At 50.5% G+C, this 24420-nt stretch carries 23 protein-coding genes; 13 read left to right on the plus strand and 10 right to left on the minus strand.

Going from position 1 to position 24420, the window contains the following annotated elements; genetic code table 11:
• Window positions 1–210: 210 nt before the first annotated feature.
• The 5 genes from VGN67_RS24105 (at window position 211) to VGN67_RS24125 (ending at window position 6799) form a co-directional block, all read left to right on the plus strand.
• Window positions 211–963, plus strand: a complete 753-nt coding sequence (locus VGN67_RS24105) for an isoprenyl transferase (protein WP_327490069.1) — start codon at window positions 211–213, stop codon at window positions 961–963.
• 8 nt (window positions 964–971) lie between these two features.
• A complete protein-coding gene (gene bamA / locus VGN67_RS24110) occupies window positions 972–3560 on the plus strand; it encodes an outer membrane protein assembly factor BamA (protein WP_327490071.1) in 2589 nt (862 codons plus the stop codon).
• Window positions 3561–3609: 49 nt separating this feature from the next.
• Complete coding sequence (locus VGN67_RS24115) at window positions 3610–4197, plus strand: OmpH family outer membrane protein (RefSeq protein WP_327490073.1); 588 nt, start codon at window positions 3610–3612, stop codon at window positions 4195–4197.
• 10 nt (window positions 4198–4207) lie between these two features.
• The gene (locus VGN67_RS24120; RefSeq protein ID WP_327490075.1) at window positions 4208–4843 is read left to right on the plus strand and encodes an OmpH family outer membrane protein; all 636 of its coding nucleotides are present in this window, start codon (window positions 4208–4210) and stop codon (window positions 4841–4843) included.
• Between the two features lie 348 nt (window positions 4844–5191).
• Window positions 5192–6799, plus strand: a complete 1608-nt coding sequence (locus VGN67_RS24125; RefSeq protein WP_414717365.1) for a hypothetical protein — start codon at window positions 5192–5194, stop codon at window positions 6797–6799.
• Between the two features lie 45 nt (window positions 6800–6844).
• On the opposite strand, the gene VGN67_RS24130 is transcribed toward VGN67_RS24125, so the two are convergent.
• Both VGN67_RS24130 and VGN67_RS24135 read right to left on the minus strand, forming a co-directional pair.
• A complete protein-coding gene (locus tag VGN67_RS24130) occupies window positions 6845–7600 on the minus strand; it encodes a lipoprotein signal peptidase (RefSeq protein ID WP_327490079.1) in 756 nt (251 codons plus the stop codon).
• A gap of 83 nt (window positions 7601–7683) precedes the next feature.
• Window positions 7684–8886 carry a proline dehydrogenase family protein gene (locus VGN67_RS24135; RefSeq protein ID WP_327490081.1) on the minus strand — a complete coding sequence of 401 codons (1203 nt, stop codon included), beginning with the start codon at window positions 8884–8886 and terminating at the stop codon, window positions 7684–7686.
• A 204-nt stretch (window positions 8887–9090) separates the two neighbouring features.
• On the opposite strand from VGN67_RS24135, the gene VGN67_RS24140 reads away from it, so the two are divergent.
• The gene (locus tag VGN67_RS24140; RefSeq protein ID WP_327490083.1) at window positions 9091–10185 is read left to right on the plus strand and encodes a chorismate mutase; all 1095 of its coding nucleotides are present in this window, start codon (window positions 9091–9093) and stop codon (window positions 10183–10185) included.
• 152 nt (window positions 10186–10337) lie between these two features.
• On the plus strand, window positions 10338–11405 hold the full coding sequence (locus tag VGN67_RS24145) for a glycoside hydrolase family 43 protein (RefSeq protein ID WP_327490085.1): 1068 nt from the start codon (window positions 10338–10340) through the stop codon (window positions 11403–11405).
• Window positions 11406–11420: 15 nt separating this feature from the next.
• On the opposite strand, the gene VGN67_RS24150 is transcribed toward VGN67_RS24145, so the two are convergent.
• Window positions 11421–11975 (minus strand): DinB family protein, encoded by a 555-nt coding sequence (locus VGN67_RS24150; protein WP_327490087.1) that lies wholly within the window; start codon window positions 11973–11975, stop codon window positions 11421–11423.
• A gap of 325 nt (window positions 11976–12300) precedes the next feature.
• Here VGN67_RS24150 and VGN67_RS24155 point away from each other — a divergent pair, with 325 nt between their 5' ends.
• The gene (locus VGN67_RS24155) at window positions 12301–12756 is read left to right on the plus strand and encodes a hypothetical protein (protein WP_327490089.1); all 456 of its coding nucleotides are present in this window, start codon (window positions 12301–12303) and stop codon (window positions 12754–12756) included.
• 28 nt (window positions 12757–12784) lie between these two features.
• On the opposite strand, the gene VGN67_RS24160 is transcribed toward VGN67_RS24155, so the two are convergent.
• Window positions 12785–13381 carry a thymidine kinase gene (locus tag VGN67_RS24160; protein ID WP_327490092.1) on the minus strand — a complete coding sequence of 199 codons (597 nt, stop codon included), beginning with the start codon at window positions 13379–13381 and terminating at the stop codon, window positions 12785–12787.
• Between the two features lie 102 nt (window positions 13382–13483).
• On the opposite strand from VGN67_RS24160, the gene VGN67_RS24165 reads away from it, so the two are divergent.
• A complete protein-coding gene (locus tag VGN67_RS24165; RefSeq protein WP_327490094.1) occupies window positions 13484–14632 on the plus strand; it encodes a hypothetical protein in 1149 nt (382 codons plus the stop codon).
• Between the two features lie 59 nt (window positions 14633–14691).
• Window positions 14692–15516 (plus strand): hypothetical protein, encoded by an 825-nt coding sequence (locus tag VGN67_RS24170; RefSeq protein ID WP_327490096.1) that lies wholly within the window; start codon window positions 14692–14694, stop codon window positions 15514–15516.
• 12 nt (window positions 15517–15528) lie between these two features.
• Here the strand turns inward: VGN67_RS24170 and VGN67_RS24175 are convergent, their stop codons facing one another.
• Window positions 15529–16623: a M20 family metallo-hydrolase gene (locus VGN67_RS24175; protein ID WP_327490098.1), complete on the minus strand. Its 1095-nt coding sequence runs from the start codon at window positions 16621–16623 to the stop codon at window positions 15529–15531.
• A 155-nt stretch (window positions 16624–16778) separates the two neighbouring features.
• On the opposite strand from VGN67_RS24175, the gene VGN67_RS24180 reads away from it, so the two are divergent.
• From VGN67_RS24180 to VGN67_RS24190, 3 genes are all read left to right on the plus strand, one after another.
• A complete protein-coding gene (locus VGN67_RS24180) occupies window positions 16779–17831 on the plus strand; it encodes a saccharopine dehydrogenase family protein (RefSeq protein ID WP_327490101.1) in 1053 nt (350 codons plus the stop codon).
• A gap of 62 nt (window positions 17832–17893) precedes the next feature.
• Window positions 17894–18202 (plus strand): nucleotidyltransferase family protein, encoded by a 309-nt coding sequence (locus tag VGN67_RS24185; protein WP_327490103.1) that lies wholly within the window; start codon window positions 17894–17896, stop codon window positions 18200–18202.
• Window positions 18192–18863 carry a hypothetical protein gene (locus VGN67_RS24190; protein WP_327490105.1) on the plus strand — a complete coding sequence of 224 codons (672 nt, stop codon included), beginning with the start codon at window positions 18192–18194 and terminating at the stop codon, window positions 18861–18863. The genes VGN67_RS24185 and VGN67_RS24190 overlap by 11 nt, the downstream gene beginning before the upstream one ends.
• Before the next feature lie 16 nt (window positions 18864–18879).
• Here VGN67_RS24190 and VGN67_RS24195 read toward each other — a convergent pair whose 3' ends face one another.
• The 5 genes from VGN67_RS24195 to aat all read right to left on the minus strand — a co-directional run bounded on the left by VGN67_RS24195 (window position 18880) and on the right by aat (window position 23949).
• Window positions 18880–19875 (minus strand): GRP family sugar transporter, encoded by a 996-nt coding sequence (locus VGN67_RS24195; protein WP_327490107.1) that lies wholly within the window; start codon window positions 19873–19875, stop codon window positions 18880–18882.
• 54 nt (window positions 19876–19929) lie between these two features.
• Window positions 19930–20820: a ribokinase gene (rbsK, locus tag VGN67_RS24200; protein WP_327490109.1), complete on the minus strand. Its 891-nt coding sequence runs from the start codon at window positions 20818–20820 to the stop codon at window positions 19930–19932.
• A 139-nt stretch (window positions 20821–20959) separates the two neighbouring features.
• Window positions 20960–22210, minus strand: a complete 1251-nt coding sequence (locus tag VGN67_RS24205) for a glutamate-5-semialdehyde dehydrogenase (protein WP_327490111.1) — start codon at window positions 22208–22210, stop codon at window positions 20960–20962.
• On the minus strand, window positions 22210–23241 hold the full coding sequence (proB, locus tag VGN67_RS24210) for a glutamate 5-kinase (protein WP_327490113.1): 1032 nt from the start codon (window positions 23239–23241) through the stop codon (window positions 22210–22212). The genes VGN67_RS24205 and proB overlap by 1 nt, the downstream gene beginning before the upstream one ends.
• Before the next feature lie 90 nt (window positions 23242–23331).
• The gene (gene aat, locus VGN67_RS24215) at window positions 23332–23949 is read right to left on the minus strand and encodes a leucyl/phenylalanyl-tRNA--protein transferase (RefSeq protein ID WP_327490115.1); all 618 of its coding nucleotides are present in this window, start codon (window positions 23947–23949) and stop codon (window positions 23332–23334) included.
• Window positions 23950–24420 lie beyond the last annotated feature (471 nt).

Raw genomic sequence — 24420 nt, forward strand, 5'->3', positions numbered from 1 at the left:
ATTCCGCAAGCAATTGATTTTGAAGAGGGCGTACTTATTCCTAAATTGCGCCCCTGTTTTTAGTTGGCTGTTCCTGTTCCTGTACTGACCGCGGGCTCTCATGCCCTACGCAAACGGGGATAATGGTCAAATCCGGCGGCACCAACTCCAAACAGCTAAGCTTTTGTCTGTCCTATTGATTGTTAAAAAAAGTTAAAAGAGGCCTGCGGAATGAAAGAACTGATTGATCCGAGCAATCTACCAAGGCACATTGCCGTTATCATGGACGGTAACGGGCGGTGGGCACAGAAGCAGGGTGCGGCGCGGATATTTGGGCATCGCAGTGCTATCAAAGCGGTACGGGAAGTAACAGAAGGATGCGCTGAACTCGGAGTGGGATATCTGACACTTTATGCCTTTTCAACCGAAAACTGGGCGCGCCCCCGTATTGAAGTACAAGCCCTGATGGAGCTTCTGGTCTATACCATCCGGGATGAACTCCCCACATTGCAAAAAAACAACATACGTCTGGACTCAATCGGTGACCTGAATAGCCTGCCTGAAGGCTGTCGGCACGAACTTCACGAAGCTATGGAAAAGACCCGCACCAATACGGGTCTTAATCTGGTATTGGCTTTGGGATATAGCGGCAAATGGGACATTGTGCAGGCCGTTCAGCAGTTGGCACAGGAAGTAAAATCGGGTACTTTACAACCCGAAGACATTACAGAGGGTCTTGTGAATGAGCGACTTTCTACGCAGGGGCGACCCGACGTGGATCTGATGCTCCGTACCGGTGGCGATCATCGTATCAGTAACTTCCTGCTGTGGCAACTGGCCTATGCCGAACTGTATATTTACGATGAGGTATTCTGGCCCGATTTCCGCAAACCCCACCTGTATGAGGCCATCGTGTCTTACCAGCGGAGGGAACGGCGTTTCGGCAAAACCAGCGAACAGATTAAAGTGGGCGGTGTAAAATAATGTTAAGTATGAACCTCTTCAGAATCGTAAGTAAAAATCTTGTCCGCGACGGACTGGCTGTGATGACACTGCTGCTGAGCCTGTCTCTCTCGACCGAAGCGCAGCGCATCGGTTTGGGTAGTGGTACCACCAGCCGGCCCACAACCGAGCTTGATTACGCCAATCCCAAAGAATACGAAATAGTGGAGGTGACGGTGTCGGGTACCCAATTTCTGGACCCCAACTCCATGATCTCCATTTCCGGTCTGAAAGCCGGAGATAAAATACGGGTGCCGGGTCCGGCTGTCACTTCTTCTATCCGGCGAATGATGGATTTTGGTACGCTGGATGACGTAGAAATCATGTATACCAAAATCGAGGGCGACAAAATATGGCTGAACATCCATATCAAGGAGCGTCCCCGGCTTTACAAAGTAACTTTCTCCGGAATCAGAAAAGGCGAGCAGACCACCCTGAACGATAAGGTAAAGCTTATCAAAGGACGGGTTATTACCCCCACTATCATCAAGAATACCCAGCTGGTTATCAAGAAGTTTTTCCAGGATAAGGGCTTCTACCATACCAAGGTGAAGGTAGTACAGATTCCCGATTCCTCGCGCGGACAAGCCACCCTTAACTTTATTGTAGATAAGGGCAGCAAAGTAAAGATTGAGGAGATCCAGATTGAAGGCAACGAAGCTATCTCTGACGACAAGCTGAAACGCAAGATGAAAGGTACCAAGGAGAAAAAATTATGGCACGTGTTTACGCCCTCCAAGTATGTACCTAAAAAATACGAAGAAGACAAGGACAAGCTGATAGCCTTCTACCGCAAAAATGGATTCCGGGACGCTACCATTGAATTTGATACCGTAAAGAATGAGAATGACGGCAACCTCAAGATCGTCATGCAACTGGAAGAGGGGCCCAAGTACTACTACCGCAACATTACCTGGGAAGGCAACTACCTCCATTCCGACGAGCAACTGCAGACAATTCTGGGTCTGAATAAAGGCAATGTGTACAATCCGGAAGAACTCGACAAGAAGATCAACGGTATACCAGGTGGTGACGTTAGCTCGCTTTACATGGATGACGGCTACCTGTATTTCAGCGCACGCCCGATAGAAAAAGCCGTTGTGGGTGATTCTATTGATATTGAAATGCGCATTAACGAAGGGAAACAGGCTACTATCAACCGGATTATCCTGAATGGTAATACCAAAACCAGCGACCGCGTGGTACTGCGTGAGCTGTTTACCCTACCGGGTCAGAAGTTCAGTAAAACCGAACTCATTAACACCCAGCGGCAACTGTCACAGATGGGGTACTTTGATCCGGAAAAAATCCAGATTAATCCCGTACCCAATCCGGGCGACGGTACCGTGGATATTGAGTACACCGTAGAAGAAAAACCTTCTGACCAGATTGAACTCTCTGGCGGTTGGGGAGGTTATATCGGTTTTGTAGGTACTTTGGGACTGGTATTTAACAACTTCTCTCTGCGCAACATACCCAACCGCTCTACCTGGCGGCCTCTGCCCTCGGGCGACGGTCAAAAGCTGTCGGTGCGCTTTCAGGCCAATGGTAAACAGTTCCAGACCTACTCGCTCTCGTTCAGTGAGCCGTGGCTGGGTGGTAAAAAGCCCATTAACTTTGGCGTAGCCCTGACCCGTACCGTTTACCGCATCTCCGACTTTAACCAGATGTTGTACAGAAGAGTGTCAGCCCGTAACCAGGAGTTCATTGGCTCGTACTATAACAACGGTATCACGTTCTCGCTGGGGCGTCGTCTGCGGGAGCCGGACCGCTTCCTGGTGCTGAGCAACTCGCTGTCATTGCAGCGTTACCGCCTCGACAGCCTCGACTTCTTTAATATTGGCTACAACAACGGGGTTTCCAATAACATCACGTTCAATACCACGTTGTCGCGGAATACCCTGAGTGACTTCCAGTACCCCCGCAGCGGGTCATCGTTGTCGCTTAGCACCACGTTGACGCCGCCTTACTCGGTGTTCCGTCAGAAGGAGTTCAGTGATGCTCAGGACCGTTTCAAGCTGGTGGAGTACCACAAGTGGATGTTCGATGCCAGCTGGTACGCTACCATCACCGGCAAGCTGGTTGTAAGCGCCCGCGCCCACATGGGTTTCCTGGGTAGCTATGGCAACAAATTAGGGCTGAGTCCGTTCGGTCGATTCATAGTAGGAGGCTCGGGTCTGGCAGGGCAGGGTTCATTTGCCCTGGCCGATCAGGACATCATAGGTTTGCGTGGATACGAAGACCGTAAAGTAGGGCCACTTACCCCTACCGGAACTTTGGCCGGCGGCGGCGGTGTTGTTTACAATAAGTTCGTCATGGAAATGCGTTATCCGGTTTCGCTTAATCCACAGGCTACTATCTTTGTGTTGAGCTTCCTGGAAGGAGGTAACAACTGGGGTAACTACCGCGACTACAATCCGTTTGATATCAAGCGTTCGGCCGGGGTAGGAGCACGGATATTCATGCCGGCCTTTGGTCTGTTGGGTATTGACTGGGGCTACGGTTTCGACCGGGTTCAGGGTCAGCAGACCCGGAGTGGAGGACAGTTTCACTTCACCATTGGACAACAAATCCGATAATAATGAACCGGGTCGTTCGTTATAGTGAGCAAAAAATCAGCCACTTCGCATGAACAAGTCTCTAATTTTAGTAGTTTTGTTGTCCGTTTTCATGGGAACGGCTCAGGCTCAGAAGGTTGGCTATGCAGACATGGAATTTGTGACCAGCCGGATGCCTGAATACCAGAAAGCCCAGTCCGATATCAATATATTTTCGGAGAAGTGGGCCAAGGAAATTCAGGAAAAGTTTACGGAAGTAGACCGCCTACAACGGGCTTTCATGGCCGAGGAAGTTTTACTGACCGACGAACTGAAACGGAAGCGGCAAAACGAAATAAAAGAGAAGGAACTCGAAGCCCGTGAGTACAACAACAAAGTGTTCGGAATGAACGGCATGTTGTTTGAGAAAAAAAAGGAACTCATGAAACCGGTTCTTGAAAGAGTGCAGAGAGCAGTAGATAAAGTAGCGGCCCAGCGCCGTCTTGATTTCCTCTTTGACAAATCCAGTGACTTTGTGATGATTTATACCAATCCAAAGCACGATTATACGGATTACATAATGGAGGAGCTGGGCATTGAAATAAAACCCGCCGCGGCGTCTCAGGCAGTAGCCGAACCAGAAAAACCCAATAGTACTACCACCAGAAAACCAAAATAGTTACATACCAATGAAAAACAAATTGATTGCTTTGCTAGCCTTGTTTGCCATCGTTAGCACCCCTCTATTGGCTCAGACTACTCCAGCAACGACTCCTACTAAAATAGGGTACACTAACGTGGACTACATTTTGTTGAACTTGCCTGAGAGTAAGAAAGTGCAAAATGAACTGGAAGTAACCAAAGCCCAACTGGACAAAGCACTTCAGGATAAGTACAAGGAGTTCCAGGATAAACTTGACGTCTATAACAAGACAGCCCAGAGCATGACCGACGTGATTCGGGCGGATAAAGAAAAGGAGCTACAGAACCTGCAGACGTCAATCCAGGAATTCCAGCGTAACTCCGAGCAGTCGCTGCAGAACAAGTATCAGACCTTGCTTAATCCAGTAATGGACAAGATCAATGAAGCTATTAAGGCAGTAGGTCTGGAAAACAACTACTTATACATCCTGAACACTGACGCTGGTCAGAATACAACACCTATCCTCCTGTACGTGGGTTCAGAAGATAATAACGTGTCAAATCTGGTACTGAGAAAGCTTGGTGTTGACCCTACTAAAATAGCGGAGCCAGCGGCTGCAGGCCCGGCCTCCAAGCCAAACGCCCCAGCTCCTAAGGCCAATACCCCGGCTCCTAAGAAGTAATTAAACACCGGGGCGTATACTTTCGGTGTCAGCATAGTACGAGCGGGGCTACAGATAGCCTCGCTCGTTTTTTTATAAAAGGCTGGAAATAGCATAAACCGGGCTACCGTACCCGTGTCTCCAGCCGGTTGTGCGCATAGGTCGTTTATAGCCAATATCCTATTTCTGGCGCATCAGTATAGTAGTATTCTAGTCCCGTCCTCAAAAACTCCAATATTCATTATAGGAGCCAGCCATAAAGGAATCCTTTCAATAAAAAAGAACGGTACTTCCCCGGATAGCATACGCTAATCACTACTTTTGCGTTAGAACAAAGAATCCCCGCGTTAGACACCTATTTTTAAATCCATGTTTTTACTTAGGAGATTAAGCTGTTTGCTATTTACACTACTTACCGCAGCTTCACTTTTTGCCCAGGACGTATCTACTACTCTGACCAATACAGACGCTTTTCAACTGATACTTCCGGCCCGGCCCGACTGGAGTGTAGTGGAGGAAGGGCAGGAAATTGTTTTTCAATTGTCGACCCGCGGTGGCAAATCCGACACGGTATTTTATAGCCTGGCCAAGGGGCGGCAGGAGGGGATGATTTTTGATACGCTCGGTAAGTTTGCCTGGAAGCCTTCCTTTGATTTGGCGGACCGGATCAATACGGTAAAAACAATACCGATACTTTTTGAAGCACACAATACCGCTGGCGAGAGTGTAACCCAGCAGGTAAACTTCAAGGTTATACACGTCAACAGATCACCAGAGGTGGATGAACTACGGCCTTTCTACGTGCAGTACAAAACCCAGAACACCTACCAGATTGACATGAACGCGGTGCGTGACGCCGATAATGACCCGGTTGTGTTTATACCGGTGGCGGAACAAATGCCCGAAGGAATGCGCGTGTCGGCCGCCGGAGAAGTAGTGTGGGAGCCTTCGCTCACGCAGTTTAATATTCTGAAAAAAGGACCACGATACATTGACTTTTATGTAGAAGACCAGCCCACCAAAGCACGTACCAAAGGCCGGATCAAGCTGGAAATTACGCAGATGGATCTCGAGCCCGAGATTACAGCCGTACCCAAGGACCTGGTTATAAAAAGTAAGGAGAATAGTACCATTAATATCAAATTCTTCCTCTCTGATCCGAACGGGGATGACGACATCACTGCTTTCGATTTCATATCCGACAACCGCGACGTACCGGCTAAGGCGTTGGTAAAAAATACCCCCACCAGCTATGAGTTTATCTGGGAGCCAGGTTATGACTTTGTAAAGGACCCTTTCGATACCCTGGCTTTTAATATTACTTTCTATGTACTTGATAAGGCCAAGAACCGCAAGGAACGGAAGTACCGCTTTGTGATTCAGAATACGGTTAACGAATCCCAGCGCGATAAGTACCTGTATACCCTGTACCGTCAGGCGCTGGTCAATGCGTGGGGCCTGCTGGAACAGATGAAAGAGCGGGAAGAGCACCTCAAAAAAGGGTACCGACGTGCTAAAAAGGGCAAACAGAACCGCTCGGTAATTAATGCCTCAATGGGGGCCGCCACGGGTCTGGCTCCGGTAGTGGTAAGCCCTACTAACCCTAACGCCCAGCAGGTGCAGCGGCGGGTATCCACCATAGGAGGTACTACTGTTATGACCATAGGTACCCTGGAAGCCACGGAGGTAATTGGAAAGTCGACCAAAGACCTGCTTGACCGCTTTAACTACGTGATGGAGAAAAAAAGCGACCTGCAGTACAAAGGAGATATTTTTGCCCGTGAGTATGCCCTCAAGTCGTCCCGGCGAAACCCCGACTTTATTCGTAAGCTGGATGAGTTCAGGGCGGTTATGAACCTGAAAGGGCTGGTAGCCCTGGAACTGGACGCCAACTGGGAAAATAAAAAGGAAGCGACCGACAAAGCGATCAAAAGAGCCTTCAAAGATTTTTCTCCCTTAGAAGAAGACACCCAGTAGCGAAAATGGGCAGGTGGGAGCGATACGAAAACGAAAAAGGAAGCCTCAAAGGCTTCCTTTTTCGTTTTCGTCGGTAGTAGTATCGTTGGTTCGGGGAGTAATGGTAGGATATTCCGTTTCGGGGGCCGTTGAGTCACTCAGGTCCTCATTGGTTTCAGCCACTGGTACCTCTTCCTCTTCATGCTCAGAAACAGGCGGCGCGCCTTCTTCGTGGGCGGTAGGGGTGAAAAAGTGGCTTTGGAATATCAGGATAAAACATACTCCGACAAATATACAGGCATCGGCAATATTGAAGATAGGTGTAGAGTAGTACTGGCCTCCCCACAGCGGCACCCAGTCCGCAATGAATCCTTCCCAGAAATCCACAAAGATCATATCGATCACCTGCCCGTGGAACCAGGGAGTGGGTGAGCCATAGGGAGCGTTACCCAAGAGTACTCCGTAGAACGTACTATCAATAACGTTACCTACCGCTCCGGCCAGAATCATAGCCAGGGCCCACAGCAGTCCGGAAGCCGCCCCCCGGTACGCCAGGTGTACCAGGTACCAGCCAATGGCGCCCATGGCTACCAGCCTGAACAGCGTCAGAAACAGCTTGCCGTACTCATGTCCCAGCTGCATTCCGAAGGCCATACCCGGATTAAGTACATAGTGAAGCTTTAACCAATCACTAATCAGAGCGATTTGTCCCGAAAAACCGGGCTCCATATTGTAGTGTACAAGTAACTTAGAAGCTTGATCTATGCTAATCAGTAAAATACTGAAAAGTAGGTACTTAGCTGGGTTCTTTGGTTGGTTCATTCCTACATGAGTTGAAAATAATTACTCCCTGACGCCTGTCAACGAGGCGTCAGGGAGGTGCAAAAATAAGCTTTTTTCCACGCTTATATAGTACTTATTCCACGGCGTTTGATTTCGCTCTTTACCAGCAGGTACTCACGGCTGCTCTGACCGGCAATGGATTTATTCTCCTGGGCCCGGCGGAACAGGTAGGGCATTACCGCGTCGATAGGTCCGTAAGGTACGTATTTGGCAACATTATAGCCTGCTTTGGCCATGTTGTAAGAGATGTTGTCGCTCATCCCCAGCAGTTGGGCAAACCATACCCGCAGGTCATTGGGCGCAATATCTTTCTTCTTCATTTTGCGGGCACAGCACAACGAGCTTTCCTCATTATGAGTACCCAAACAAACGGCAATGTGTTCGATGTGTTCCAGACAAAAATCAACGGCCGCGTTGAAATCCTGGTCGGTGGCCGCTTTGGTTTTATGAATTGGGTCGCGGTATTCATTTTCGCGGGCACGTACCCTTTCTTTTTCCATGTAGGCACCGCGCACCAGCTTGGCACCTATGAAGTACCCTTTTTCGCGGGCAGTCAGGTAGGCATTCTTAAGCTCTGGCAGGGTTTCGTGTCGGTAAAGCTGGTACGTATTATAAACGATGGCCTGCTTGCGGTTGTACTTGCCCATCATTTCATACGCCAGCTCATCAATAACCGCCTGAATCCAGCTTTCTTCCGCATCAATAAATATACGGACGCCGTGGGTATGCGCCCGGCTGCAGAGGCTGTTAACCCGTGAGCGTACCCGCTCGTAAGCGTTAATTTCGTCGGTAGTAAGCTCAGCCTTTTGTTGTACTTTTTCGAGAACTTCGGTAGGGCCGATTCCGGTTATTTTGAATACCGTAAAAGGAATAGTGGGCGATACCGCCGCTTTGTCAATCGTACGAAGTATTTCGCCGGTAGTTTCTTCAAAGCAAGCTTCATTGTTTTCCCCCTCTACCGAGTAGTCCAGGATGGTCCCGATACCGGATTGGCCCAGGGCTGAAATTGTTTTTTCGCAGTCGCTAATGGTCTCACCGCCACAGAATTGTTCAAAAATAGTGGTCCGAATAAGTTTTTTTACGGGTAAGCGGAGTTCTAGAGCTAACTTTATAAAAAAAGTGCCTAAATTTACAAGCCACGGCTGATTCATCATGGCAAAGAGCCAGTAGGTTTTGCGTAGTTGTAAATCAGATTGGGAAGCGAAGGCTACGGAAGTGTCTTCAAAAAATACAGGTGATATGTCAGGTTGTGCTATAGAAGCCATTTTTATATTTTAACAGGTTTTATAGTCTCTGTTATTAACGATTATTACGTCTTAATAACATACACAGAAACAAAACAGTTTGCCCGGGTGAGGGTGGTTTAATTGTTGGGGCAACAAATGTACGTCAATACTGGTGAATCCCTGTAGTACCCTCCAAAATAATTATTGTAGTTTTTATTTTAATAATAGGTTAAGTTGTTGATTATGAATGCTTCGTTAGACATCCTACCGCTCAGTAGCTGGATCAATACCGACGGTAAGCCCCTGGTGATTGCCGGGCCATGCAGTGCCGAGACTGAGGAACAAGTTTTAGAAACCGCCGCCCAGATCAAAGAAGAAGGATTTGCGCACGTTATCCGGGCTGGTGTCTGGAAACCACGTACGCGTCCGGGAAGCTTTGAAGGAATGGGAGAAGCCGCTCTACCCTGGCTGCAGTCGGTAAAGAAAGAAACCGGCCTGCCGGTAGCCGTTGAGGTAGCTACGCCACAGCACATAGAACTGGCCCTGAAATACGGTGTGGATATACTCTGGATTGGCGCCCGTACTACGGTAAACCCTTTCAACGTACAGGAACTGGCCGACGCACTGAAAGGTGTGGATGTACCCGTATTAGTAAAGAACCCTGTAAACCCCGACCTGCAGCTGTGGATAGGTGCTCTTGAGCGCCTTAACCAGGCCGGTGTACGCAAACTTGGAGCTATTCACCGCGGATTTTCCAATGCGCAGGAGGCGAAGTTCCGTAATTCCCCGATGTGGCAGATAGCCATTGAGCTGAAGACCCTTTTCCCGCAGTTGCCGGTAATTGGTGACCCCAGCCACATGGCCGGGAAGCGTGCTTACCTGTTTGAACTAGCCCAGCGTGCGCTTGACCTTAACTACGACGGTCTGATTATTGAGTCGCACCGTGACCCGGACAAAGCCTGGTCGGATGCCTCGCAGCAGCTGACTCCGGTGGCTCTGGGCGAAATGCTCCACGAACTGCACGTACGTCGTGAGTCGTACGGCAGCGAGTACCAAAGCCAGCTGGAAATTATTCGTGGCAAGATTGATAACCTCGATCGTGAATTGCTCGAGAACTTGGCTGCCCGCATGTCTTTGATAGAGAAATTAGCCGAGTACAAGCGTGATAACAACGTAGCGGCTTACCAGGTAGATCGTTTCCGCGAAGTACTAAAAACCCGGGAGGAGTGGGGCAAGAGCATGAACCTGTTCCCCACGCTGGTAGACGAACTGTTCAAACTGGTACACATGGAATCACTTCGGAAACAAACCGAAGTAATGAATCAGGTTAGCGCGTAACGAGCGCTGATGTAGTGTAAAAAAGCTGCTTTCATAAGGAAAGTAGCTTTTTTTGTTTTGGGCCGCAGGGCAGGTACTAACCAGTCAGAAGGTACCTGGTCGGCGGCTACGATACCATAGGCGCAAGTAAAAAATTTCCTAAAGCTGTTTTTATGTACGCATCTTCCACTTTAAGTACCCCTATGAAGCGCCTGATTTTCTTACTGCTGTTTGTATATAGTGAAGTTGCGGCACAGGACACCTTTACCAACCCGCTCCTGCCCTCCGGCCCCGACCCGTGGAGTATTTATAAAGACGGCCACTACTACTACATGCACACCATGGGCAACCGGCTGGTACTTTGGAAAACCGATAACCTGGCTAAGCTGCCGCAGGCCGAGCAAAAAACGGTCTGGACACCACCCCCGACGGGGCCGTACTCCAAACAGATTTGGGCTCCTGAAATCCACTACTTGAGGGGCAACTGGTACATTTACTTCGCGGCCGATGACGGTAAGAACGAGAACCACCGGCTGTGGGTACTTGAAAATACCTCACCCGACCCCATGCAGGGCGAATGGACGCTGAAGGGCAAGCTCTCTGACGCCGGGGATCATTGGGCTATTGACGGCTCGGTGTTTGAGCACCAGGGGCAGATGTACCTGGTGTGGTCGGGCTGGGAGGGGGACCGGAACGGACAACAAAATATCTATATCAGCAGGATGAAAGACCCCTGGACGATGGACGGTGAGCGCGTAAAGATTGCTGCCCCTACTTACGACTGGGAGCGGCACGGTACCATCAATGACTGGCAGAAAAAGAACGAACCGCCGGTGGTGCTGGTCAACGAAGGCCCGCAGGTACTGGTGCACGGCAGTAAAATACACATTGTGTACTCAGCCAGCGGCTGCTGGACCGATACCTACGCCCTGGGTCGAATGACGGCTTCGGTGAACAGTGATTTGCTAGATCCGGCTTCCTGGCAGAAGCACCCCCAACCTGTATTTCAACAGTCAGCCGGGAATGGTGTGTACGGTACGGGCCATAACTCATTTTTTAAGTCGCCGGACGGTCAGGAAGACTGGATACTGTACCACGCCAACTCCGAACCGGGACAAGGCTGTGGTTCCCGCCGCTCGCCCCGGGCCCAGAAATTTACCTGGGACACCGACGATAATCCGGTATTTGGTCTGCCTGTTTCGACCGGCATTCCGCTGTCCATACCCTCAGCAGCCAGGTAGGGGGAGCGGCCATTCTTAAAACGCAAAGAAGGGAGGCTCTATGCCCTTCAGCCGCAGGTACACGAGCGTCTGCGCGCGGTGGTGGGCCGTATGCATAAAGGCCCGCAGCAGGAAGTCATGCCCCGTATGTTTCTGCCAGTAGGGTTGGGTACCGTAGCCGGTCTGGTCAAGCTGGCGGTCGTCGAGTTTGGCTATGATGGCCGCGCAGTGGTCGTGGCAGGTACTGTAGTATTCCCTTATAATGACTTTACTGACTTCGGCAGGTTCCTTCAATGGTGGCTGATTAACGATAGTACCAATGAAGAAGGTATTCCAGTGCGCTGCGTGCGTAAACTGCCTGCCAAACGACATTTCTTCCGGCCTGGGCCTGAAGTCCAGTAGTTCTTCGGGCATTTTATCAAGTACCTTCAGACTATATTCCTTAGCCGCCTGCCACCGTCGAAGAAACCCCTCCTGATAGGTTGAGGTACTACGTGCTGCCACACCGGGGGCAGAAGCCAGGCCGAGTAGGGGCGCTGAGGTAAGCAAGGTACTTCCCGCCAGTTTTAGTAAAGCTTCTTTCCGGTTCATCTCTCAGATGGAGTAGTTATAAAAGACCTGTTTTTGTAAAGAAAAAGGATGAGCGGGAGCTTTTCTACCAGCGGGTACTCCGTACGGCAATAAGCTGCTTTTTTCAAACATTATGGTACGGCATGAGTAGTATCAACAAACAGAGGAGGACAAATCGCACTACTTCGTTCCGGCTAGGATCAAGCTTTTTAAGAAACCCGAAAGTACTGGGGAAAGATGTGGAATATGTACGCAGAGGCCTTGTGGTTTAACGAACAGGAGCAGATAGGACACCACTGGCCCGTTATTTTCTAAAAGATGTATGTTTAACAAACCACCCAATAAGATGAACCAAACTGAACGCAAACACCAGATCGTAGAAGCTTGTAAAGCAAGTATCAATGACAGAATTGCAGTCATTAGCGAAGATATGAATCGACTGCGCGATTCAGCTATCAACAGCTATGATAATGAAGCCAATAATCAGTGGGAGGGAAATGAGGACGAAATGATGAATGATGCAGGCGATCTTCAGTCTCACCTGGATTATCTGGTCGAAACGGCGGCATTGTTTAACCGCGTTGATTTTGGAAAAGAATATGATACTGTAGAGCCGGGAGCCGTAGTAATTACAGACCAGAGAAACTTTTTGGTAGGAGCAGCCGGAGAGTTTCAATGCGAAGGACAAGGTTTCATTGGTATTGTTGCCTCCGCGCCTATCTACGAAGAAATGAAGGACAGAAAGGTCGGCGAAACCTTCACCATGAATCAGATTACCTATAAAATCAAGGAGATTTTCTGATAGTCAGGAGTGAAGGATTAGAGCAGAACTATATGAGTTTTGCTTTTTCACCCAGGTTAAAACAGCGGCGGCAGCGGGCTTCGTAGTGATCGGTCTCTCCCAGCAGTACCTGCTGTTGGGAAGGGGAAAGCCGGTAAGAATGGGAGGCAACATCGCCGCAAAGTACACAGATAGCGTGTACCTTGGTGACGTACTCAGCTATGGCCATCAGGTTGGGCATACAGCCGAACGGCCGCCCCTGAAAATCCATATCCAGGCCCGCTATAATGACCCGTTTACCGTTATCAGCCAGGTTAGTACAAATGTCTACGATGGAATTATCAAAGAACTGCGCTTCGTCCAGGCCGACTACATCGCAGTTACCCGTCAGGAGCAGTATTTCGGAAGCAGTTTGTACGGGAGTAGAGCGGATGGAGGTCTCGTTATGCGAAACAATGTCTACTTCGTGGTAACGTTTATCGAGTGCCGGTTTGAAAATTTCTACCTTTAGTCGCGCAATCTTGGCCCGATTGAGCCTTCGTATAAGCTCCTCGGTTTTTCCCGAAAACATGGATCCACATATCACTTCTATCCAGCCAGTGCGGGGGTGCAGAATTTCTTTTTTACGCGATGGTTCGATGAACATTTTAGTATATTGGCACGTCGGTTTGTGACGGCTGATTTTCGTTATATTTACAAAACAAATCATTTTTTTTACACCATCTCCCTTACCAGCTTATAAATCATTATGTCAAATACACTGAACCAAGCGGCTCTGAAGCAGTACGTAAATCAGTTTACGTCGAAAGTCCTTTCTGACTTTTATTCCCGCAAGAGTGTCATCAGTGGCCCGGAGCTGTTGAAACTCACACCATTAAAGCAAGTCAACCTGGGTATTGTAAGTCGCCTGTTTGACCAGTGGAAAGCCGACGCCAACGCCTTCCGCAGCCCTTACTTCGATTTTGAAAATGCAGAAGTCAAAAAAGCGCTCGAGAACTTTATGAATACCGTGTCGCAGCACATTGCTGTAAACCGGGAGGGGCTGGAACCCCTGCTTACTGAGTCGACGCAGGAGGCCCTGACGCTCCTGTTTGACCCGGAAGCCTACTTTGACGGTAAGCTAAGGGCCATGCCGGACTTTGCCTTTACCCAGGAGCAGGCCCAGCGGCTGGTGAGGTATACCCATATTCACAGCGGGGTAGCCAAGTCCATGGCGCTGCGGCTCACCGATAACGGCTCTGACTTTGTGTACGCCAACCACGCCCTGCGCTGGCTCACCGAGGCAGTTAACAATGGCTCGGCCCTTGATCCTAAAGAAACGTATGTACAGCAGTTTTCGGAGGTAGTGGAACTGGACCCCCGGAAAATAGTGAAAAGTACGGAGGTACCCGAAAAACCGGCCCCCGAAGTGCCCGCTGAGAAAAAGGAGAAATCATTTTTTGATTCAATCCTGACCGAACCGGCCCCTCCGGCTCCACGTACTATGCCGGAACCCGCTACGGTGGCTTCTCCCCAAATCCTGCGCAACACCGACTCGGCCATACCTGCCCCCAGTGGTCCCATGCGGACTACTACGGCGGTCAATGATTCACTGAACAACCGCTTTAAGGTAGAGATTCCGAAAGCGGCCGAAGGTAATACGTATGGCAACGTACCGGTAAAAGTAGAAAGCATAGCCAAGAGTATTCCGCTGGGCCAGCGCTTCATGTTTGTAAGCCAGCTGTTCAAGGGCAACCCCGACGCGTTTGAAGAAGCCATTCGGGAACTGGACCGGGCTGCCAACTTTGAAGAGGCCCACGATATGATTGTCTATAAGTTTGCCTCTATTTACCGGTGGAATACCGAAAGTGAGGCCATTAATGATTTGCTTGCCATTGTAAAAAGGAAATTCAGCTAAACGGACCAGCTCCTGATGATTTGACAGGTAGCAGCATAGTTTGTCGGGTTACTCAGGGGATGTCTGTACTCCTGCTGATTGGTTCACCACCGGCCCGGGCCGGTGGTGATGCTTTTCCTATCGGGGCGCGGTCGTGGGGTCTGGCCAATGCGGTAGTGGCACAGTCGGACCGGTACTCGGTGGTCAATAACATAGCCGGGCTGGCGGGGGTGCGTGAGGCTTCTTTATTCTCTTCCTACCATACCTACTACGGTTTCGACGGACTGGGTACCGTGGCGTTTGGGGCCGTTATACCGGTCAACGATGCCTTTACCACCGGCCTCTCCGTGCAGCGGTTTGGTGACAAGCTCTACAATCAACTGGCCTTTGGCCTGGGGGCCGGGCACCGTATTAACCGCATTAGTCTGGGGCTGAAAGTCAGCTATGTACAAGTAGCGGTCAGTGCGCCTTCGCTGGCGCTTAGCCGGAAGGCATTCCTGGTAGAAATGGGAGGAATTGTGCAGCTAACTTCGAAAGTTAACTTTGGCGCACATATGTACAATGTAGTACAGGGAGGATTTGCAGGCGAGTCAGAGGAGCGCCTTCCTACGGTTCTGCGGGCAGGATTAAATTACAAGCCTCTTGCTGGACTTAACCTAAGTGGTGAACTTGTAAAAGACACCGCCCAGCCCACCTCCTTCCGGGCCGGTATTGAGTACCAGCCCCTTCCTTCCCTGTTTTTACGGACAGGTATAGCTACCCACCCCCAGACCAATCACTTTGGGGTAGGTTTTGTCGGAGAAAGTTTTCAGGTAGACTATGCTGTACATACGCATCCCCAACTAGGCTGGTCGCACCACTTTACCGTAGCATACAGCTTTGTGAAAAAGACGAAAGCGGACTAGCAGATACCGGTACTATTCTGCCGGAGCAACTACCGATTCCACCATTGTAATATACTGCGCTACGCCTGCTTCAATCTCGTGCAGGTATATAAACTCATCGGCCGTATGAGACCGCTCCGAGTGTCCGGGACCCATCTTGAGCGAGGGGCAGTCGAGCAGGGCCTGGTCGGAGGTAGTAGGTGAGCCGTACGTATTGCGGCCCAGGCGTACCCCGGCCTGTACAATGGGATGCTCCACCGGTATACTTGAAGGGCGAAGCCGGATGGAGCGCGGCTGAATTTCGGATTGAATATGAGCCTGAATGGTTTCCACAATTTCTTCCAGCGTGTACTGGTCCGTTACCCTAATATCTACCGTAAAAGAACAGGCGTCGGGTACTACATTGTGTTGGGTACCGGCGTTTATAATCGTAACAGACATCTTGATTGGCCCCAACGTAGGAGACACCTTCGGGAAACGGTAGCTGGTCAGCCAGTTAATATCCTTAATGGCTTTGTAAATAGCGTTATCGCCTTCCTCGCGGGCGGCATGTCCTGACTTACCTCGGGCTATGCAGTCAATCACTAGCAAGCCTTTTTCGGCCACCGCCAGGTGCATCTGGGTAGGCTCGCCCACTATGGCAAACTGGATGGGCGGTAGCTCAGGTACTACTATCTCCAGCCCTTCCTTGCCGGATATTTCTTCCTCGGCGGTAGCTGCCAGGGCTATGTTATAGGAAAGGTCGGGGCGGGAATAGAAGTGGCAGAAGGTAGCAATCAGGGCAACCAGACAGCCGCCGGCATCGTTGCTGCCCAGGCCGTACAGTTTACCTTCTTTTTCAATGGGTTCAAACGGGTCGAAGGTCCAGGATTTATTAGGCTTGACGGTGTCGTGGTGGGAGTTGAGCAGCAGAGTAGGCTTAGCGGGGTCAAAGTGCTGATTCAGCGCCCAGATGTTGTTTTTCTTACGCTGGAAAGGAATAGTTTTGTTTTGTAAAAATTCCCCAATCAACAGCGCAGTTTGGTCTTCTTCCCGGCTGAAAGAGGGGGTCGAAATTAATTTTTTTAATAGTTCAATCGCTTCCTGAGCGATGCTCTGCACGTATTCAGTATCTGTTGATAAAGCCATAGGGGCGTTCTTTTCGCGGACTCTTTACGCCAAAGGTACAAAAATTGTGGAAAAACGCCGGTTCGTTGGCTCGCCGGTCTGGGTATCTTCTGTGCGGTTTTTGGAGCAGAATTTCTATATTCACTTTTGGATAAGTACCTTCCCGCGATTCTCCCATGGATAAAAAAAAACTGCTCTTATACGGTGCCAACGGCTATACCGGTCAGCTTACCGCCGACCTGTGTAGTACCTATGGTTTGCAGCCCATACTGGCCGGTCGGCGCGAAGCGGCGCTCCGGCCCCTGTCTGACCGGACGGGCTTCCCCTACCGGGTAGTGGACCTGTCGGACCAGGCGGGGCTGCGGCAGGCACTGGCCGATGTCCGGGTGGTGCTGCACGCGGCGGGGCCGTTTAAGTTCACCGCCCGGCCCATGCTGGAAGCCTGCCTCGCTACCGGCACGCACTACCTGGATATTACGGGTGAAATAGAGGTATTTGAGCTGGCGAAGCGCTACGACGAAGCTGCCCGTAAGGCAGGCATTATGCTCCTGCCGGGCGCGGGCTTCGACGTAGTACCTACCGACTGCCTGGCCCTGTACCTCAAAAACCAGCTACCCAACGCAACTCACCTCCAGCTGGCTTTCGAAACCGTAGGGGGCGGGCTGTCGCACGGAACGGCGAGTACCATGGTGGAAGGACTGGGTGAAGGCGGAGCGGTACGGGAGAATGGCAGGATAGTCCGGAAGCCACTGGGTCATAAAAGTAAGTGGATACAGCTCAACGGCCGGAAACGCTTCTTTATGACCATTCCCTGGGGCGACGTATCCACCGCCTACCATACTACCGGCATACCCAATATTGAAACCTATACCGGCATTTCTCCCAAGGTACATTCGGTACTTCGATTTCAGGGAGCATTTAACTGGTTGCTGAAAACAGATTTTATAAAGAACATTGCCAAAAGCCGGGTAGATAAAATCACCGGCCCCACCGAAGCCATGCGCCAACTGGCCAGCAGCAACGTGTGGGGCGAAGTACGTAACGCATCCGGCGAAGTTAAGACTGCCCAACTCACCGGCCCGGAAGGTTACAACCTCACCGCCCACAGCAGCCTGATTATCGCAAAGAAGGTACTTGAGGGAAATTTTAAACCAGGCTACCAAACGCCCGCCTTCGTCTACGGTGCCGACCTGGTGCTGGAAGTACCAGGCGTGGAGCGGGTAGGGTAATAAATAATCATAAAGTCAAAATTTCTGTTGGTATCGTAGCCAATGATAATACAGCAATGAAAATGTCCCCCATACTTTCAGAAAACGCAGAGAGGCTGGCAACACTGTGCAAACAGTACCGGGTAGGCAAACTATATGCGTTTGGCTCAGTAATTACAGAGCATTTCAGTGAGGCAACCAGTGATTTAGACTTATTGGTGGAACTGGAACCCATGTCTCCTATAGAAAAGGGAGAAACACTACTTAATTTTTGGGATGCTCTGGAAGAACTGTTTCAAAGGAAAGTTGACCTCCTAACTGACCAACCTATCAAAAATGAGTACTTAAGAGATAGTATCAATAGCACCAAACGGCTTATTTATGAAAGCTAAGGCTTTGATTATTTTGTTAGTACTTGTAGGGATTTCTGCTAAACCCCATGAAGAAGGTTTAAAAATAAACTATCGTGTATTCATTAATAAAAAATCTGATGGTGATTATAACAGATTTCTGAGGGTATACCTTACTAATCCCTTTGATAGGGATATATATGCATTAGCTCCCTCTTTTCAGGTTAAGGAACAAAAGCTAAATAAAAGCAGAACAATTGAGGATTTGTGGAGTGGCTATGTATTAAGTTATGAAAAGTATAACCGCATGAACTTCAATGGCGGATCCTCGAATGATGGGTTAATATTGGCTCCCGCTGGAGTACGGGTTTTTCCTTTTAGTTATTGTTCTTACAAACCAATCAAGTACTATGAATACATAGCTGAGTGGTTTAAGAAAAACAAGATTGATTGTTTTTTAGCAGATTATATTTTGCATACATTTTTCTCACCTACTTTACTTTTTGTCCCAGCCAGAAAGACTATCTATATACAATACGCAATTCATAATAACTCCCCCAAAGGGACCTACGCCTTCTTTACTATTCCTTATCCAAAAGATAACTGTCTATTTCAGGAACTGAAAAAGGGGAATGTTAATGTAGGAAGCTACAGGTTGTACGAAGGTGATATAAAGGATAATCCGGTAAAAGTAAAGCTTTGAATAGTACTTCCCCTCATTACCCCGCCGCAATAATCAGCGCCAGACCAATCAGGTAACACAGCAGCATGAGGTTGAGGAGCGTGGAGGTACCTGCGGGTGCGTTTTTGAATTCTTTCCAGATGTAAATACCCCAGAGGGCGGCCACTACCGTAGCTCCCTGACCCAGGCCGTACGAAATGGCCGGACCGGCTTCGCCCGAAGCGATGATATTGAGTGACATACCAATGCTCCAGATAACCCCACCGGCTACACCCGTGAGGTGGCTGCGCGAAGTACCCCGGAAGTAGTCGGCGTAGGAAACGGGCTCGCCCACGAAGGGGCGGTACATGAGCAGGGTATTGAACAGAAAATTACTCAGTAATATACCCAATGCAAAAAACACCACAGCGGTATACGGACTGAGCTTGCCCGCCTCGGGCTGGGTAAAGTCCGGAAACATGGCCTGCGCCACGTACTTATAGAAAAAGCCCATGAGCAGTCCGGCTACGACTGAAAGTACTAAGCCTTTGGTAGAGACCACTTGGGTATTACTTGCCAGCTTACGGTAGGCGGTGGCATTGAGCAGAATAGCCGCTGCTACCAGCGCCACCCCACCGAACAGCAGCAGCGCGTTGCCTAGCGGTTGCGCCAGGTAGTTCACAATAACCCCTACCACCAGCGCCAGCCCAATCCCGACCGGAAAGGCTACGGACATACCTGCAATGGCAATGGCCGCCACCAGCAGAATATTGGCCGCGTTGAAAAGGACACCTCCCCAAACCGCCGACCCTATGTTGGACCAGTCGGCCTGCTGTACGTCGGGAATAAAGCTGCGACCACCTTCACCGGTACTTCCTAGTGTAAAGGCAAAAAGCAAAGACAGCAGCAGGATACCCAGCACGTAGTCCCAGTAAAAAAGCTCGAAGCGCCAGTGTCCGGCGGCTAGTTTCTGGGTGTTGGCCCAGGAGCCCCAGCAAAGCATGGTAACAATACAGAATAGTACCGCGGTAGTGTAGGTTTCGACAATGAACATCAGGTAGAGGAAGGTAAAGGTTAGGTACTTGTATTAGTGGCAATACTATAAGATTTAAGTTATTTCATTTCGATGGGGCATGGAACTCTGCGCCCCCAGCCGCGTGACCGAAATGGCCGCCGCTTTGCAGGCGAAAGCTACCGCTTCCCGCAGGGGAAGCCCCTCCGCTATGCCTACGGCCAGGGCCCCGTTGAAGCAGTCGCCGGCGGCGGTAGAGTCTACGGCGGTGACGGCGGCGGTAGGTACCAGGCCTTCAAATTCAGGACTAAGTACATAGGCACCTTTCGCCCCCAGGGTAATGACCACATTGGAAACACCCATCTGCTGCAGGGCACGGGCGGCTTCCGCTACACTTTGTTCGGTGACGGGTACCCCGGTCAGGAGTTCGGCTTCGGTTTCGTTGGGGGTAATCAGGTAGAGGTGGGCGAGCAGGTCGGCCGGTAGTGGCTGAGCCGGTGCGGGGTTCAGAATGACCCGCAGGCCCCGCTCCGCACTTTTCCGGATGGCGTGCCCGACGGTAGCCAGGGGTATTTCCAGCTGGAGCAAGACTATATCGTCGGGGGCACAGCCCTCAATAGCGGCATCTACTTCGTGCGGCCGGAGGTTCCCGTTGGCACCGGGGGCGACCACGATGCAGTTTTCCCCTTTATCGTCCACGGTAATGAGTGCTACGCCCGACGGACCGGCATCTGTTACAACGGCCGTTGTATCAATACCTTCTTTCTGAAAACCTTCCACGGCCTGCTCGCCAAACAGGTCATTTCCTACCTTGGCTACCAGCCGGACGGAGGCTTTGAGACGGGCGGCAGCTACGGCCTGGTTGGCTCCCTTGCCACCCGGATTCATTAGAAAAGTACCCCCAATGACGGTTTCGCCGGGTGCCGGAAGCTTTTGCGTCTTGACAACCATATCGGTATTGGAGCTTCCAATCAGTAGTATGCTCATTGCCTTTTGTAGTATAGAAGATAGAGTACAATAGGTGTAAGCAGGGGAGCGGGTTATTCTAATGCCATTGGCCCAAAAAAAAGCCCGGCCTACTACAGGCCGGGCGGAGGATATGAGTACTTTAGAAAACAAGAGCCTCTTACCAGCGCGTCTGGCCGGTACCCGTTACCACCCACTTTTCGGTGACGAGTTTTTCCAGGGCAAAGGGCCCGCGGGCGTGCAGTTTTTGGGTAGAAATACCGATTTCGGCACCCAGACCAAACTCGCCCCCGTCGGTAAAGCGCGTGGAGGCGTTGGCGTAGACGGCGGCGGCATCCACCTCGTTCAGAAAGCGTTCAATGGCTGCTCCATCACGGGACACAATGGCTTCGGAGTGGCGGGAGGAGTACTGTTGAATGTGCGAAAGTGCTTCCGAAAGCCCCTCCACTACCTTTACCGAACATTTATAGTCCAGAAACTCCCGGCCAAAATCATCAGATGTAGCTTTTTGTAAAAGAGGGTACCCGGCTTCTTTAAGTACCTGATACGATTCCTCGTCCGCAAATACTTCTACGTTCCACTTGGTGAACTCGTCCTGCAGGGTAAGCAGAAAGGCTGTGGCCACCGCCCGGTCTACTACCAGGGTATCCAGTGAATTACACACCGAAGGGCGGGATACCTTGGCATTGACTACAATGTCACGCGCCATGACCAGGTCAGCCGATGCTTCTACGTAGGTGTGGCATACGCCGGCTCCGGTCTCGATGGTAGGTACCAGTGAGTTTTGGCGCACGTATTGAATTAAGCCTTCCGAGCCGCGGGGGATGATAATATCTACGTAGCGGGTGGCGGAGAGAAGCTCTGCCACAAACTTACGGTCGGTGGGTAGCAGGGCTACGGCCGCCGCGTCCACACCAAATTCGGCCAGTACTTCGTGTATAATTCCCACCAGGCATTCGTTGGAGTACTGTGCTTCTTTACCTCCTTTGAGTACGCAGGCATTCCCAGAGCGCAGACAGAGCGAGGCCACGTCGATAGTAACATTGGGGCGGGATTCGTAGATTACTCCTACTACCCCCAGCGGAACAGCCACCTTACGGAGTTGTAATCCCTGCGAAATGGTACGTTCCAGCAAGACCTCACCAGTCGGGTCGGGCAGGGCCGCTACCTCGCGCAGGCTCTGCGCCAGTCCCTGAATGCGCTTTTCGTTCAGCAGCAGCCGGTCTTTTTTGGGGTCAGCGTCGTCCATGCGGTCCAGGTCTTTCCCATTTTCGCTGATGATGCGCGCCTGATTAGTAAGTACCCGGTCGGCCAGACCCTTGAGCAGCTCCGCCCGTTGCGCATCCGACAAATTCCGGACGGCGGCGGCGGCCTGTTGGGTAGCCTGTAAGAGAGGTAAGATTGATTCCATCAGAGTAGTACGATATCGCTGGCGTTGGCCACTTCAAAATTTTGCGTTTTCAGATTATTCAGGATAGCCCGGGAGGTTTCGCGGGCGCGGGCTACGGCTATCATTTCGTTTTCGGGTGTGAATAATTCAATGATTTCCCCGGCCTCAAATTCACCTACTACTTCCAGTACCCCCACGGCCAGCAGGCTCTTGCGTTTCACCAGGGCTTTGGCGGCACCGTCGTCGATGCGGAGCTTTCCGGCTACCAGTCCGCCGCTGCCCAGCCAGCGTTTGCGGGCCGAAAGGGTACTTGCCTGCGGGCTAAAAACCGTACCGGTACTACCCTGCAACGCGCGAAGGATACCGTCCTTTTCGCCCATGCCAAATATCACGACCCGAATACCCATACGGGTAGCCAGCTTGGCAAAGGTCAGCTTGGAAGCCATGCCTCCCAGCCCCAGCGCCGATTTTCCGGTCTTTACAAATTTAAAAACCTCATTGACGTCAGGTACTTCACGCACCAGTTGACCGGCCTCATCGAGCAGGCCGCCCACGGAGGTACAAAGCATCAGGGCTTCGGCTCCGAATCCGGCGGCTATAAGGGTAGCCAGTTCGTCGTTGTCGGAGAACTTCAGCTCCCGGTCGCTTACTACGTCGTTTTCGTTTACTATGGGTATAATTCCGTTGTTCCAGAGTTCGTCGTAGGTTTCTTTAAGCTGCAGAAACTGGTGGCGGTTGGCAAAGTGCTGACGTTCGCAGAGGCTTTGGGCAATGGCGATGCCGTAGGGCGTAAAATGGCTGGCGTACAGGCCCACCAGCAGCGGATTACCCACCGAGGCGGCGGCTTTGCGCTGGGTAATGGTACCTTTATATTCCTGAATAAAAGCTTTACCGGCCCCCACGGCTCCCGACGATACGATGATCAGGCGGTAGTCTTTGTGAAGCAGAGATACCTGACGGGCTACTTCGGCAATAATAGCCAGGTCAGGCTCACCGGTTGGGCGGGTGATGGAAGCAGTACCGAACTTAATGACCAGAATGGGCTTTGCCACTACAATGCAATCGTTTGACCTGAAATTTTTCCCAAAATTAGGCTATTTCAGCATCAAACTATACGCAGTGGTTATTTTTCATGAGGATTGCTACCGCAGGAACAGATGCTCCACGTCCGGCTCTACGAAGCGGGCTTTGCTGGCGATGGCTTTTCGCAGCCGGGCCATGTACTCGGTTTTAGGGATTTCAATGGCTCCGAAGCGACGTACGTTGTCATTGATAAACTGCGTGTCGAGCAACTGGAAATTGCGCTGACGGAGAATCTGAATCAGGTAGTGAAAGGCGACTTTAGAAGCGTTGCTTACGGTATAAAACATGGATTCGCCAAAAAAAGCCGCCCCAATGGCCACGCCGTATAGCCCCCCCACCAGGTTACCGTCTTTGTAGGCTTCTATGCTGTGCGCAAACCCCAGCTTGTGCAGTTCGGTGTACGCCTGAATAATATCCTGCGAAATCCAGGTACCCTCCTCATCGGTGCGGGGAGCCGCACAATGTACCATTACGCCTTCGAAATCAGAATTAATCCGGATTTCAAATTCCTTCCTGTTCAGTACCGGGCGAAGCGACTTGTGGGAGCAGTAAGTATCAATAGGTATAATGGCCCGGGGGTCCGGCGAGTACCAGTATAACGTTTCGTCGGAATCGGCCATGGGAAATATCCCATTGATATAGCCATAAATAAGATCGTCAGCAGTCAGTTGATTCATTAATTATTTTGACACCTCCCTGTATTGGTTTTGGGCCTGGAATAAGGCTTGCTCATTTCCCGGGCTAGACCGGTTTTGTACTTATTTTACCAGTTTATGATATACTCAAACGGTTGCGTATTGAGTAAAGTTTCACCCAGGCAAAAACAGCAATAGACAGCATTAGCAAAAATAGCAGAATTGCCCAAAAAGTAACGGTGTCAGTATAAAAAATTGATAGTCAAACCCTTATGTTTGATTTTTTAGCCTAACAATAAAAAAAAGTACCCGGCTGAGGTTAAGGAGTGGTACGATTGTTTGATTTTACGAGACCAGTAGCCATTGAACCAGAAAAATATATTTGCTGTTTCTTTGGGTGAATGTACATTTTTTATAAAATTTGCACTGTTTTTCAGCAGAACAATTCAATGAACAACCAAGGCGCAAACATATTCTCTCCCATTACGCCCTTTAGGTTTAGGTCCGTGAGGA

It is taken from the genome of Telluribacter sp. (assembly GCF_035998675.1).
In the GTDB taxonomy this organism is placed as follows: domain Bacteria; phylum Bacteroidota; class Bacteroidia; order Cytophagales; family Spirosomataceae; genus Telluribacter.

Excerpts from the sequence above, each read along its gene's own strand:
- aat (WP_327490115.1), bottom strand. The coding sequence starts at position 23,949 with ATGAATCAACTGACTGCTGACGATCTTATTTATGGCTATATCAATGGG.
- VGN67_RS24190 (WP_327490105.1), top strand. The coding sequence starts at position 18,192 with ATGAAAGCTAAGGCTTTGATTATTTTGTTAGTACTTGTAGGGATTTCT.
- VGN67_RS24170 (WP_327490096.1), top strand. The coding sequence starts at position 14,692 with ATGTCTGTACTCCTGCTGATTGGTTCACCACCGGCCCGGGCCGGTGGT.
- VGN67_RS24145 (WP_327490085.1), top strand. The coding sequence starts at position 10,338 with ATGTACGCATCTTCCACTTTAAGTACCCCTATGAAGCGCCTGATTTTC.
- VGN67_RS24150 (WP_327490087.1), bottom strand. The coding sequence starts at position 11,975 with ATGAACCGGAAAGAAGCTTTACTAAAACTGGCGGGAAGTACCTTGCTT.
- VGN67_RS24125 (WP_414717365.1), top strand. The coding sequence starts at position 5,192 with ATGTTTTTACTTAGGAGATTAAGCTGTTTGCTATTTACACTACTTACC.
- VGN67_RS24130 (WP_327490079.1), bottom strand. The coding sequence starts at position 7,600 with ATGAACCAACCAAAGAACCCAGCTAAGTACCTACTTTTCAGTATTTTA.
- VGN67_RS24180 (WP_327490101.1), top strand. The coding sequence starts at position 16,779 with ATGGATAAAAAAAAACTGCTCTTATACGGTGCCAACGGCTATACCGGT.
- rbsK (WP_327490109.1), bottom strand. The coding sequence starts at position 20,820 with ATGAGCATACTACTGATTGGAAGCTCCAATACCGATATGGTTGTCAAG.
- VGN67_RS24195 (WP_327490107.1), bottom strand. The coding sequence starts at position 19,875 with ATGTTCATTGTCGAAACCTACACTACCGCGGTACTATTCTGTATTGTT.
- bamA (WP_327490071.1), top strand. The coding sequence starts at position 972 with ATGAACCTCTTCAGAATCGTAAGTAAAAATCTTGTCCGCGACGGACTG.
- VGN67_RS24175 (WP_327490098.1), bottom strand. The coding sequence starts at position 16,623 with ATGGCTTTATCAACAGATACTGAATACGTGCAGAGCATCGCTCAGGAA.
- VGN67_RS24135 (WP_327490081.1), bottom strand. The coding sequence starts at position 8,886 with ATGGCTTCTATAGCACAACCTGACATATCACCTGTATTTTTTGAAGAC.
- VGN67_RS24140 (WP_327490083.1), top strand. The coding sequence starts at position 9,091 with ATGAATGCTTCGTTAGACATCCTACCGCTCAGTAGCTGGATCAATACC.
- VGN67_RS24120 (WP_327490075.1), top strand. The coding sequence starts at position 4,208 with ATGAAAAACAAATTGATTGCTTTGCTAGCCTTGTTTGCCATCGTTAGC.
- VGN67_RS24185 (WP_327490103.1), top strand. The coding sequence starts at position 17,894 with ATGTCCCCCATACTTTCAGAAAACGCAGAGAGGCTGGCAACACTGTGC.
- VGN67_RS24155 (WP_327490089.1), top strand. The coding sequence starts at position 12,301 with ATGAACCAAACTGAACGCAAACACCAGATCGTAGAAGCTTGTAAAGCA.
- VGN67_RS24205 (WP_327490111.1), bottom strand. The coding sequence starts at position 22,210 with ATGGAATCAATCTTACCTCTCTTACAGGCTACCCAACAGGCCGCCGCC.
- VGN67_RS24165 (WP_327490094.1), top strand. The coding sequence starts at position 13,484 with ATGTCAAATACACTGAACCAAGCGGCTCTGAAGCAGTACGTAAATCAG.
- VGN67_RS24105 (WP_327490069.1), top strand. The coding sequence starts at position 211 with ATGAAAGAACTGATTGATCCGAGCAATCTACCAAGGCACATTGCCGTT.
- VGN67_RS24160 (WP_327490092.1), bottom strand. The coding sequence starts at position 13,381 with ATGTTCATCGAACCATCGCGTAAAAAAGAAATTCTGCACCCCCGCACT.
- VGN67_RS24115 (WP_327490073.1), top strand. The coding sequence starts at position 3,610 with ATGAACAAGTCTCTAATTTTAGTAGTTTTGTTGTCCGTTTTCATGGGA.